This window comes from Agathobacter ruminis (assembly GCF_002735305.1).
GTDB classification, from domain to species: domain Bacteria; phylum Bacillota; class Clostridia; order Lachnospirales; family Lachnospiraceae; genus Roseburia; species Roseburia ruminis.
Genome location: NZ_PDYG01000006.1, coordinates 85,126 through 98,033, shown reverse-complemented (window position 1 = coordinate 98,033; position 12,908 = coordinate 85,126). Strand labels below are relative to the sequence as shown.

Sequence of the window (12,908 nt, the reverse complement as noted above, 5' to 3'; positions counted from 1 at the left end):
CATGCATCCTGCAAAGTCGAAGGCAAAATCGTAGGCGAAATCGCTGGAAACGGCTTTTGCGTTTTTATTGGCGTTGCAGAAGATGACACAAAGGAAATTGCGGACAAATTAATCCGTAAAATGCTTGGCTTGCGCATTTTCGCAGATGAAAATGATAAAACAAACCTTTCCCTGCATGATGTGGACGGTTCCTTATTATTGATTTCGCAATTTACTTTATATGCCAATTGCAAAAAAGGATTTCGCCCATCATTTGACCGTGCGGGCAATCCGAAACTTGCAAATGAATTATATGAATATATCATTGCAGAATGCAAAAAAGAAATTCAAATTGTTGAAACCGGTTGTTTCGGAGAACATATGGAAATTTCATTGAATAATCACGGACCATTTACCATAATTCTGGATTCTGCAGAACTGATCAATCCGCAAAAATAAGGACGGATTGACCGGGGAGCAGTTGGCTCTACGGAAAACTATTTATTCGCAAAACACAAGTTTAACGAATAGTTACCCCTCTTTTCAAGGGACATCGCTGTTATACGATGTCCCAAATGATTCTCTTATTTATTTTCCGGAAAACGCATTGGAATAATCAATAATCAAATCCACACATTTCTCAGGTGAAATCTTGCTGGTGTTCAGACACAGATCGTAATTGCGAGAATCTCCCCATTTTTTGCTCGTATAATAATTATAGTAGCTTGATCTTTGTTTATCCTGTTTCTGGCACATGTCCTTTGCCTTTTTCTCAGTAATGTTCAAACGGGTGCTCACATTGCGCATACGGTCCTCCATATCGGCATGAAGGAATATGTTGATAACATTTTTACGTTCTGCAAGCGCATAATCCGCACATCTACCTACAATGACACAGGATTCGTGATCTTCAGCAATCTTTTTGATTGCGTCAAACTGCGCAAGAAAAATCTTTTGGTTAATTGGCATATCCAAAAATGGCGCTGATGAATAGCTTCCTCCGGAATAGGTATCCATGACCAGAGAATATAAAAAGCTCGAGGTCGGTTTTTCATCATGATTTTCAAGGATTTCCTCGCAAAAACCGGATTCTTTCGCTGCTTTTTGTAATAACTCTTTGTCATAAAAAGGAATATTTAATTTATCTGCAAGCATATGGCCTACCAACATTCCTCCGCTGCCAAATTCGCGTCCAATCGTATAAATATATCCAGACATGATATGCACCTCCCATACGGATTTTTATTGTATTTTTATTATAACAAATTATAATTCTGTTGTGCTACATGGATTCCAATTTTTTGAGAATTTCTTTAAAATAATCAGGCAAAGGAGCCGAAATCTCAATATATTCTCCGGTTACCGGATGAACAAACCCGATGGTCTTGGCATGTAATGTCTGTCCCTCCAGATGCTTAAATTGATTCCCGTAACCGTGTCCTGAGCCATAAATATCATCTCCAAGCAACGGATGTCCAATGGAGGCCATGTGGACGCGTATCTGGTGCGTACGACCGGTTTCCAGTTTAAATCTGACATACGCATAATTCTTATAATTTTGAATCAACTCGTAATGCGTAATCGCATCTTTCCCGTTTTTTTCATTGATTGCCATTTTCATGCGATCTTTGGGATTTCTGCCGATTGGTGCATGAATGGTTCCTGTTTCTTCTTTCAGATTTCCACAGACAATTCCTTCATAAATGCGGTTCACCGAATGTACTTTAATCTGCTGCGCAATATTGATATGCGCAAAATCATTTTTGCATACAATCAAAGAGCCGGTGGTATTCATGTCGATACGATGAACGATTCCCGGTCGAATTTCACCATTGATTCCGCTCAGGGAATCTTTGCAATGATACATGATTGCATTTACAAGTGTTCCGGAATAATGGCCAATCGACGGATGCACAACCATTCCTTTTGGTTTATTGACCACCAGGACATCATCATCTTCGTAAAGAATCTCCAAAGGAATATTTTCAGGCTTGATATTGGCCTCTTCATTATCCGGAAATTCAATTTCAATAATATCATCCGTTTTGACAATATAATTCGCTTTTACAGCAGTATCATTTACTTTAATTTTTCCGCTTTTGATGAGTTTTTGGAAGAAAGAACGCGATTTCTCCGGATATAATACCGTTATATATTTGTCAATTCTTTCATTTTCGTCATCCGGACGCACTTCAAATGTTTCTAAATTCATGATACCCTTTCTTGTTTTTTCGGAAAGACAGCCTGAAAGTCTTCTTCCTTATAATAGAATAAAAACAATATGAAAAATGCAATTGCAGAAAGTGTTACATAAATATCCGCAACATTAAAGACCGGAAAATGAATCAATTTGAAATACAAAAAATCGATGACATAATTATGCCATATACGATCGATACAATTGCCAATCGCACCGGAAATAAAAAATACCAAAGTGATATTCATTGGCAAAAACCGCTTGTTGTTTGGGATTTTACAAAACAGCCAAATCAGTAAGCATACAACGATCATTGTTAATATCACAAAGAAAATCATCTTGGTGCGAAGAAAAATCTGAGGATCATCAAATGCTTGAATCGAAAAAATCTTATGAATCAAAGTAATCGGATCCAGTGAAAATGCTGCGCTGGTATTCTCGAGATATTGCAATTCAAAAACATCTTTTATAATCGAAATTCCGGCAGTCCCTTTTAACGCGGCATCTGCAAGATATTTGGTAATCTGATCCAGCAAAACCAAAACAACTGTAAGGATTGCCGGAAAAATATATTCTTTTCCATGCTTTTGTAACTTCTGCATGATCGTACTCCTTATCGCTAAATTACTTCAAATAATTGATAATAATAAATAAGCATCAAAGAAAAACATATGGTCCTCTTTGATGCCTGTTCATTTATATTGAGCTATTTAAACATTCATGGATCCGATATCAAATCCATCAAACATTTCCTGAAGATCTCCGCTGATATCTACATTTGCAGGTGTGATAATAAAGATATAGGTGGAAACCTTTTGCAAATTACCACTGATTGCAAAACATGATCCGGAGGTAAAATCAATAATTCTCTGTGCAATTTCGACATTCAGTCCTTCCATATTCAAGAATACGGTGCGACCATTTAACAATGTCTCTGTGATTTCACGAGCATCTTCAACAGAAGTCGGGCGAACAACCACAACTTCCATTCCAAGCATCTGTTTCTTGGAAGAGCGGTTAAAAGCTGTAATATTCGGAGCTGTCTTAACCGCAGGCTTCTCTCTCATCAACGGTTCTTTTGCATAACCGGATTCTTTTGCAGCCCTGCGAGAATGGCGCTTCTCTACGATTGGCTCCTCTTCTTCTAAATCATAATCATCAGAACCAAATGTAAAATCTTCATCGTCTTCATCGTCAGTATTCAAGTGCATCACATTCATGATTTTGTCAATAAAACTCATAATTGATCCCCTTTTTCACTAAATATTATAATTTCGTTCCCCAAATATTCCCGTTCCGACGCGTACAAGGGTTGCACCCTCTTCTACCGCAACCATATAATCGCCGGTCATTCCCATAGATAAAATATCCATAGTTACATTATCTATGTTTTGGTTTTTGATGTCAACCGATAATTGCCATATTTGGTGGAAATATTGACGATTTTGCTCCGGATCTTCTACATATGGTGCTATTGTCATCAATCCCTGAATTTTTACATGAGGTAATTTTGCAATTTCTTTTACCAGATTCATTGCCTCGGTTCGATCGATTCCGAATTTGGTTTCTTCATTTGCAATATTAATTTCGACCAGAATCGGGACTTCACAATTCTGCTTTGCAGCCTGCTTCTCAATTTCTTTTGCCAGATGAAGCGAGTCCACAGAATGAATCAACGCGCATTTACCAACAATATATTTCACTTTATTGGTCTGCAGATGTCCAATCATATGCCAGTTGACGTCCTCAGGCATTTGTTCCATCTTCTCGCACATCTCCTGTACCTTATTCTCTCCAAAATGGCGTGCTCCACCATCATAGACGTCACGAAGCATTTCGAGTGGCTTTGTCTTGCTGACTGCAATCAAAGTCACATCTTTGGGATCTCTTCCGCTCTTTTTGCAAGCCTCTTCAATATTCTTAAGTACACAATTGTAATTTTCCTGTAATACAGTCATTTCAAATACCTCTACATTTCTATTTTATAACCAATTCGTTTTCCGACAAAGAAGATGCATCCAGTGCAATATGATCATATAAAGCAATTCCATATGTGGTTCTCGGCTCCACGATTGCATATTCTTCATTTTGATAAATAATTCGTATCTGTTTAAAGATTGCATAGCCTTTGTTGATATTATAAACACCCATCAGAGATCCGGTTTCGGAAACTTCATAAGTTTCCGTACTTCCGGGCTTTTGTATCTTGTCACCCCTTGAAACATCCTCTGAATCGACATAATAATATTTCTCATCATCGGACTGTGCATAGATGGTCGGCGCAACAAATGTATATGTGCGCGTCTCATGATCCTGATCATCCAGAAGAATTCCCAAATCGCCTGAATCTCCGCCTTTTGCAAAATATTCAACCGGTATTTTGTAAAAATCTTTCTCAACGATTGCGGAATTTGGAATCTTTAATCCGGAGTCCTCATTCATAATCAGCTCCACATCCAAAAAGCGTTCTCCCGCATAGCGAATCAGCGCTTTTTTGAGTTTTAAATCCATAATATAATGGCCATCTTTTTTGTTTACGGAAAAAGGAACTGTCAGCGTATAATCATCTTCGCAGAAGCGGATTTTCACATAATTGGATTCGCTTAAAAGGTCCACCACATCCGAAGATACATCCAGATAAATATGCCATTCTTCACTGTTGACCAGTTTGTAGATTGGATCGCCTTTTTTGACCTTTGACTGCAGATTCAAATTGTTCTTTGAATAATTGACGGCGTTTAAATCATCGCTGCCAATATCTGCAGAAGGCTTATAGGATTCATATTGATCGACATAATACAATACCAGCCCGGGATGCTCCGGATAACCTTTAAAGAATGTATGATTCTGTGTGGCATCATCAATTTCCTTTGCCAGCTGAACCATCATTTGGTTATTCACTGCCTGAATAATGTCAGAAGAAAGATCGTCCCGATAAATCGTTGCCTCATTAAAATTCAATGAAGAATATCCGGACATAAATGATGTTATGGAATCCGATAAAGACTTGTAGTCTGCAGAGGATAATGCGGTTTCCTTATTTTTTTGCGTATCCATGGCTTTATAAATGTCTCCGTTGGAATCAATGGAATAAACCATATCCAACACGGATACTTTGCTGCAATTGGCAATATAATAATTGATATATCCATCTCTGTCAGCATAAAAAACAGTTTCATCTCGGATCGCCAGTCCCTGATATACATTATTGGCGGCAATACTACCCTGTCCAACCTCATATTCCGCAACATTCTTTTTTGTAAAATACAATACAAAATTGAATATGACATAGATGATAATCATCAAAAACAATATGAACCCCAAATTAATGGAAAACGGTTTTTTATATTGAACCACGTTGTTATCGTTCTTTTTCAAATGACACCTCAAAAATTAAGGGACGCCCAAAAGGCATCCCATAATTTGTTTTCTTTATAATGAAACTACAACCTTTGCTTTCGCACATTCCGGTAAATCTTTTTCATTTCTTGAAACACTCAAGATGAATTTTACTTTAAATTTTTCACTGATTACATCAAGCTTTTCAATCGCCTTGGTAATTTCATCGCTAGAATCAATGGATGCAGTCGTTAAAAAGCTATCCAAATACATTTCTTCTAAATCATTATCCTGGGAAACAATACCAGAAATAAAACCTACGAACTCATCCGCATTTGCAATCGGATAATCCATGACATTGATTAGTCGCGCCTTGTTGTTCAAGTCATACATGTGTTTTTGGCTCTTGTCCAAGTAGACAATGTTACCATTGGCAGAGGAGACTGCATTGTTTACTCGATTCAATAATTCTTTGGTCTTACCTTTGCCTTTTTCTCCACATATTATTTCAATCATAATAAAACCCTCCCAGATCTTTAGTTTAGAAAAATGTACAAAACACTTCGTTCAGATAACTAAATTATAGTCGATATAATACAAAAGTTCAATTGAATTTAAGAACAAAATGTATTTAATATTTGGGACATCAAATTATACAAATCAGTCTTGCTTGCCGATTTCATTACAATCGAAACAATCTCTTCATTCTCTGCATTCTTGGATAATAATACAAGACAATTACCGGCAGCATTGGTAGTTCCGGTTTTACCGCCGATCACCTCAAATCCGGATGGGATGCTTTCTTTTCCGATGAGATATCGATTGGTATTTTCATAAGTCTTTTGAACCGACTCCCCTTTGATATCAGAATACTTTACCGTAATTTCTTTGGTATTGATGATTTTCACAAATTCTTCATTCTTTATGCATGATTGAAAAATCAGATACAAATCATATACCGTCGTATAATGATTATCGTCATGTAAGCCACTCGGATTGCAAAAATGCGATGCGGTTGCGCCAAGTGATTTGGCTGTCTGATTCATTTTGTCCGCAAATGCTTCAACTGAACCACAACAATATTCGGCCAGCGCAATCGCAGCATCATTGCCACTTGGCAATAATAATCCATACAAGAGCGATTCCACCGAAATGACATCTCCTGATTTCAGACCGCAATTACTTGCATCCGCTTCCAGATTGACCGCATTCTCACTGATGGTCACTTTATCATCCAGCTTACAATTGTTTAATATAATATAAGCCGTCAAAATTTTGGTCAGGCTGGCCGGAAACATTTTTTCGTAAATACTGCTTGCATAAACAACTTCTTTACGTGTGATATTAAATGCTCCGGAAGCACCTGCCGTATAGGCGGCAACTTCGTTGACACCCAAATCCGCAGTTCCGGTTACACAAAGGTCCGATGAAAAGAAATTAATCTTTTTGCCGGAAGTCTGTTGTATCGAATAAGGATTCTCATATGCCGCGTAGGCATCTGCAAATGAATCATTCGAAGAACATGCAGTCAAAAAAACAGCTGCTATGCATATGATACATAGCAGTTTTTGCTTTAAATGATTATTTATACATATCACGCCAATCAAGATCTCCTCTGTCTAATGCACGAATCAAAAGTTCTGCTGTAGCAACATTGGTAGCCAATGGAATATTATGTTCATCACACAAACGGACAATGCTGTTGACATCCGGTTCATGTGACTTTGGCATCAACGGATCTCTTAAAAAAATCACCAAATCAATCTCATTATGTTCGATTTGAGCGCCCAGCTGTTGTGTTCCGCCCAAACGACCAGCAAGATATTTGTGAACCTGAAGATTAGCGACCTCTTCTATCAAACGGCCGGTTGTTCCGGTCGCATATAAGTCGTTTTTACATAAAATCCCACGATATGCGATGCAAAAATTCTGCATCAATTTCTTTTTCGAATCGTGTGCAACTAATCCAATATTCATAATATGCCTCCCCTGTTATTTGATTTGGGCTGTAATCCCACGTTTAATACAATTCCTATTCCAATATACAATGACATCAATGATGTCAGACCATAGCTGACAAAAGGTAACGGAATACCTGTATTCGGCAGAATGCCGACAGCTACGGAAATATTGATGATGCTTTGGAATGATATGAGTGTCGCCATTCCGCAGGCAATCAGTCTTCCGGAAAATTCTTTCGACTTCCTGGCAATCATAATACATTCAAAACAAATCAAAATCAATAATCCGATGATAATCATCGAACCGATAAATCCGAGTTCTTCTCCTGCAACCGTAAAAATAAAATCAGTCTGCGGTTCCATAATATAATTCGAATTCTTCATGGATGTGGCTGCGGAATTGTTCAATCCCTTTCCCCACAACTGGCCGGAACCGATTGCCATAATCGAGTTCTGCTGCTGAATTGCTTTGCTTGAATACTTTTCGTTGGTTGGATCGATCCAGGACATAATACGCATGACCTGATATCCAATCTTACTTCCGGATGAAATAATCTTATCTGCATTTTGAACCACATAGATAAAACCGACTGTAATCACCGGAACAGTAATTCCAAGAACAGTTAATATTATTTTATAACTTAATCCTGCAATAAACAAGAGTGTCACAAAAATAATTGCAGTCATAATCGTTGTGGACAAATCAGGCTGTATTACGATTAACAGCAGCGGGAATGCAACGAAAAGAATTGCAAGTGCCATGATTTTCATCGTATTTAACCGCTCTCTGTATTTGGATAAAAAATCGGCGAAAAACAAAATAATAAATATTTTTGCAATCTCTGACGGCTGAAATTTAATTCCCGCAATTGAAATCCATCTGGTGGCACCACCTGTTGTGGAACCGATGAGACGAACAAGTCCCAGCAAAAAAATCATAAGGGCATACATCATCCACTTGAATTTCAAAATAAAAGTATAATCAATCAGCGATAAAAAGACCATTATGATAAAGCCGCCGACAAATCCGTAAATCTGTTTGCTTTGCACGGATTTTTGCGCGCTTCCGATGACCAGAATACCGATGACGGTCAATACCGACACATATAAAATTAATAAAAACCGATAATTTCGTAATCGATATCGCTTTAAACTATCAAACATAATACTTCCTAATCATTCATTAATCCGTGAAATTCTCTGTCGCAGTAAATGCGTTGACACCTGAAGCATTCTTCGAAAGAATTTCATTGAGTTTCTCATCTTTGAAATAGTAAGACAAAATATGTGCAGCCGCACCTTCCGCATTATGCGAGGTATAACCGTATGAAATACGCACTGCAATTGTGATCTCCGGGTTTTCATATGGCGCATATCCGACAAACAATGCATGGTTCGGTCTGGTTGTCACCTGCTGTGCCGTACCTGTTTTACCTGCCACATTCACAGAGAGGCCATTGAAAATATTTGTATCTTCCACAACCATTCTCATTCCGGAATAAATGCTGTCCCATTGCTCATCCTTTAAGGTATCCTTGATATTTGTTGATTTCGGTTCGTATTGTTTCAACACGTTGCCGTTTGTATCGACAATCTTGTTCATCAGCTGATAATCATAAAGATTACCGGATACCAGCGCTGTTACATAACGGGACAACGAAACGGTGGTATAGTTGTTGTTTGACTGTCCGATTGCAGCCATAACCGGATATTCCGTTGCAATCTCAGGCTTGTTTTCCTGTATTTCAATACCCGTCTTATCGTTTAATCCGTAAATTTTCGCATATTTCTGCAAATATTTGATACCGGAAGCATCATCATAAGTATTATAATCTTTGGTTGCGAGATCATAACCACATGTATAGAAGAAAATATTACATGAATCGCGAAGTGCTTCCGAAACATTCAGATTACCATGTGTTCCGGCCGGATAAATCCAGCAGCGCGGATGGTTATCGATGGCATCAAACACACCGGTACACTGCACTCTCGTATCGGTATCAATCATTCCCTCAGCCAGTGATGCGGTCGCCGTAATCATTTTGAATGTCGATCCGCATGCCGTCTTTTCCTGAGTAGCATAATTATATAACGGATTCGATTTATCCGACTGCAGTCGTTCATAATATTTCGCATCGACGCCGTTTGCCATCTTGTTGTTATCATATCCCGGATAGCTAACCAGTGCTTTGATTGAACCGGTTTTGGTATCCGTAATCACACAGCTGGCCGTACATGGATCCAATGCAAGCTGCGCAGGTGTCAGCTCCAAATGATCAATCATATCCAACAGAAAATCATATGGGGAAATCGAACCGGAATTCAATCCTGAAGCATAATTTTCATCATAATCAAGGACACCCTGATCATAGAGTACAATACAAAGATCACGTCCGCTAACGGTTCCGCTGTGAACCATATAATTGTATGTAATTTTGGCGAAACCGGTGTTGGAGCCGATTTCTTTGATGATATAATCCACCAGTGCTGTATAAACCTCGGAAGTATCTGCATATTCCTCTTTTACCGAAAGCTTGGTGATATCAACCCATTGATTGCTGATACAATACTTAAAATATTCAGCCGGGCTCAAATTTCCTGCAGACCATTGCTTGTAGGTCTCATCCGCTGAATCAATTTCCGAAGTTAATAATACCTTGTTATTTTTCAGCATCTTGACAATATAAGTGATATCATCAAGCATCTCATCATCCATTTTGTTATTGATGGTCGGCGAATCCGAAAAGAATTCATTTTTCAGCGATGCAAGCACCTGCTTTTGCCGGCTTGCAAATGCGGACTGAATCTGTTTTTCCGTATCGGATGCCTTTTTAGATGAAAAATGAGAAATATCCAAAATACTATTGTCAATCAGTGAAAAATACACATCCGTAATCGGGATGTCGCCCGAACGGATATTGGCATAAATAATACCGGCCAGCTCCTGCTCGAGAAGCTTATAGGTCGCTTTCTGCAATTTTGCATCGATGGAAAGATAAATATCACTTCCGGCAATTGCATCTTTTTCACTGATGACTTTGTTAATGCGGCCTACATTGTCAACATAAACCGACTGCTCTCCGTTTGTGCCGCGCAAATAGGATTCATAATACTGCTCGATTCCGGATCGACCGATGGTATCAGATATTGTATATGAAGAATCCTTCTTGGACAGCTGTTCATATTCCTCTTCCGAAATGGTACCCGTATATCCGATAATATTCGAAAAATATTCACTGTAATTATATTTTCGAATCGTATTCTCCTCGATATAAAATCCTTCAAGCGAATCCGAGTGCTCATTCATATAAGCAACCGTCTTATCAGAAATATCCTTTGCAACAACCGAAGTCACATAACGCGTATAACGGTTCTCCAACAAAGCATATCTCAGGACAACCAGATAATAAGCGACTTCATCCGAATATTGTACCGGATCCGGATTGGCCTCTGTCGGTTCCTGATTAATGCCAAAATGGTATTTGTCATGCATCAGATAATCCATGACCTGTTCCGGTGTCGCCGTAGCTTCATTGAATCCAAAGGTTTCATTATAGGTTAGATCATCATAAGATTTCTCACCGAATACATTGACGAGAAAATTCTTTAATGATGTACCTGACACATTATAGCTGTAAGTATTATTGGTCGCATTATAACTGATTCCAAATGTATTATAGATTTCTTCATGGTTATCCAATAACATCTGGATGACTTCTGCGAGTTCCGCATTCAAAGCCAAATTCTTTTCTTTGGTGGAATTATAGGTCTGATTGTCAGCCACGACCAGGGTGTATGCCAACTCATTATAAGCAAGAAGATTTCCGTTGCAGTCGTAAATATTACCACGTGCAGCTTCAATCGTGATATCTTTTTGAATTTTTAAAATAAAATGATCCTGATAAGACTCGCCGTTTATAATCTGTAATGTAAATACACGTCCGATAATCACCGCAAAAAGCAAACTGACTATGACGCCAAGTACAAATAAACGCGAGGTGAAAAAGTTCTTAAGGAATTCTTTAATATCATAAATCAAATTTTTTCGCGCTCCTCTTTTCTTTTTCCTCCAACCACTGGTTGACCTTTAAAAGAACAAAATACAAAACGATGGTGACAATCAAGGTATAAACCAATTCAGGCAAAATGATTGCACGAAGATAATACAAAATCTGGAATCTGCCACGAAGCAAAAACAGGAAGAAATAAATCAGCAAATTACAGATCACATCACTTCCCGAAATCAGCAAAATCGGCAATTTAATATCATCCGGATAGAAATTCTTTTGAAATAATCCGTTGATAAATCCGGTATATAAATACAAAAGTGCATAGATTCCGATATAAAATCCAAAAAACAGATCTGCTATCAGACCACAGACAAAACCAATAATCATACCCTCTCTGGATCCACGCATGAAACCAAAAGAGGAAACGACAATAATCAACAGATTCGGAGAAATATTAGCAAATGATAATGCCTGAAAAACGGTTGTCTGAAGCAGAAAACATAATGCAATTATGATAAATACAACAATGGTTCTGCGAAGTCGCATTATTCACTCGTTTCCTTTACATTTAAAATAACCAGAACAGTCTGGATATGTTCAAAATCCACAACCGGTGTAATCGTTCCGGATTTCGTCAATCCGTTTGAATTTTCTTCGATGGAATTGATATATCCAATTAAAATTCCCTGTTCATACTGATCTGACACATAACTGGTTACCACAGGATCTCCGATGGAAACTTTTCCCTTTGTATCCCGCAATTCCGAAAATGTAATCACCTGATCTTCCTTCATCAGCTGAAGATTACCGCTGACATTAAAATTATCTCCGGTCGTGGTAACCATGGCACTGACATTGTTGGCATCATCGATGACACTTCTGACAGTTGCAAAATTCGGGCTGACCGATATTACAATTCCGGCAAGTCCGCTTCCCGCAAGCACATTCATTCCAACCTCAATTCCGGAATTGGAACCACGGTTGATGGTAAATACATCAAACCAGTTATTATTGTCTGATGCCACAACGGAAGCAGCGATTTTCTCATATCCCGGATATAATTCATCCAGTTTCAAAATTTCACGATAATTGTCCACTTCATAACTTTCCATACGGGATACAGTCAGTTCATTGGTCAAATCATCGATCTGCTTTTTTAATTCTTCATTTTCTTCGAGCACTTCCGATAAAGTCTTAAAATTATTGACCTTCTTGGAAGTCCATTGTCCGATATTATTGATTCCGGTCTGCATCGGTACAAATACGTATCCGGCAACCGCAGAAAGCGGGCCACCGGAAATATTAAATACCAATCCAGTAAAAATCGAAATCACACAGACAAACGAAAGGACAAGCAGCAAATATTTTGTTGGAATATGTTTTCTTTTTTTGCTTGTAAATCTGTGTTTTCTCATACTCATT

14 protein-coding genes are annotated in these 12,908 nt (G+C 38.2%); 1 reads left to right on the top strand and 13 read right to left on the bottom strand.

Annotated features, from left to right (window positions below; all coding sequences use genetic code 11):
• A partial coding sequence (dtd, locus tag CSX02_RS02375) for a D-aminoacyl-tRNA deacylase (protein ID WP_099385490.1) occupies window positions 1–438 on the top strand: 438 nt, incomplete at its 5' end.
• Between the two features lie 129 nt (window positions 439–567).
• Here the strand turns inward: dtd and CSX02_RS02370 are convergent.
• The 13 genes from CSX02_RS02370 to mreC form a co-directional block, all read right to left on the bottom strand.
• A complete protein-coding gene (locus tag CSX02_RS02370; RefSeq protein WP_099385489.1) occupies window positions 568–1,197 on the bottom strand; it encodes a cytidylate kinase-like family protein in 630 nt (209 codons plus the stop codon).
• 64 nt (window positions 1,198–1,261) lie between these two features.
• A complete protein-coding gene (locus CSX02_RS02365; protein WP_099385488.1) occupies window positions 1,262–2,191 on the bottom strand; it encodes an RluA family pseudouridine synthase in 930 nt (309 codons plus the stop codon).
• The gene (locus tag CSX02_RS02360; protein ID WP_099385487.1) at window positions 2,188–2,778 is read right to left on the bottom strand and encodes a signal peptidase II; all 591 of its coding nucleotides are present in this window, start codon (window positions 2,776–2,778) and stop codon (window positions 2,188–2,190) included. Before CSX02_RS02360 ends, CSX02_RS02365 begins: the two co-directional genes overlap by 4 nt.
• A 108-nt stretch (window positions 2,779–2,886) precedes the next feature.
• Window positions 2,887–3,417 (bottom strand): cell division protein SepF, encoded by a 531-nt coding sequence (locus CSX02_RS02355; RefSeq protein ID WP_031545428.1) that lies wholly within the window; start codon window positions 3,415–3,417, stop codon window positions 2,887–2,889.
• 18 nt (window positions 3,418–3,435) lie between these two features.
• Window positions 3,436–4,134: a YggS family pyridoxal phosphate-dependent enzyme gene (locus CSX02_RS02350; RefSeq protein ID WP_099385486.1), complete on the bottom strand. Its 699-nt coding sequence runs from the start codon at window positions 4,132–4,134 to the stop codon at window positions 3,436–3,438.
• A gap of 19 nt (window positions 4,135–4,153) precedes the next feature.
• Complete coding sequence (locus CSX02_RS02345) at window positions 4,154–5,554, bottom strand: HlyD family efflux transporter periplasmic adaptor subunit (RefSeq protein ID WP_099385485.1); 1,401 nt, start codon at window positions 5,552–5,554, stop codon at window positions 4,154–4,156.
• A 54-nt stretch (window positions 5,555–5,608) separates the two neighbouring features.
• Window positions 5,609–6,031 (bottom strand): twitching motility protein PilT, encoded by a 423-nt coding sequence (locus CSX02_RS02340; protein WP_099385484.1) that lies wholly within the window; start codon window positions 6,029–6,031, stop codon window positions 5,609–5,611.
• 98 nt (window positions 6,032–6,129) lie between these two features.
• The gene (locus tag CSX02_RS02335; protein WP_242970399.1) at window positions 6,130–7,047 is read right to left on the bottom strand and encodes a D-alanyl-D-alanine carboxypeptidase family protein; all 918 of its coding nucleotides are present in this window, start codon (window positions 7,045–7,047) and stop codon (window positions 6,130–6,132) included.
• A gap of 49 nt (window positions 7,048–7,096) precedes the next feature.
• Window positions 7,097–7,492 (bottom strand): methylglyoxal synthase, encoded by a 396-nt coding sequence (locus CSX02_RS02330; protein WP_031545438.1) that lies wholly within the window; start codon window positions 7,490–7,492, stop codon window positions 7,097–7,099.
• Window positions 7,489–8,640, bottom strand: coding sequence for an FtsW/RodA/SpoVE family cell cycle protein (locus CSX02_RS02325; RefSeq protein WP_099385482.1), 1,152 nt, complete (start codon window positions 8,638–8,640; stop codon window positions 7,489–7,491). Before CSX02_RS02325 ends, CSX02_RS02330 begins: the two co-directional genes overlap by 4 nt.
• Before the next feature lie 19 nt (window positions 8,641–8,659).
• Window positions 8,660–11,515, bottom strand: a complete 2,856-nt coding sequence (locus tag CSX02_RS02320) for a penicillin-binding transpeptidase domain-containing protein (protein WP_099385481.1) — start codon at window positions 11,513–11,515, stop codon at window positions 8,660–8,662.
• Window positions 11,505–12,032 (bottom strand): rod shape-determining protein MreD, encoded by a 528-nt coding sequence (gene mreD, locus CSX02_RS02315; protein ID WP_031545445.1) that lies wholly within the window; start codon window positions 12,030–12,032, stop codon window positions 11,505–11,507. Before mreD ends, CSX02_RS02320 begins: the two co-directional genes overlap by 11 nt.
• Window positions 12,032–12,901, bottom strand: a complete 870-nt coding sequence (gene mreC, locus CSX02_RS02310) for a rod shape-determining protein MreC (RefSeq protein ID WP_099385492.1) — start codon at window positions 12,899–12,901, stop codon at window positions 12,032–12,034. The genes mreD and mreC overlap by 1 nt, the downstream gene beginning before the upstream one ends.
• Window positions 12,902–12,908 lie beyond the last annotated feature (7 nt).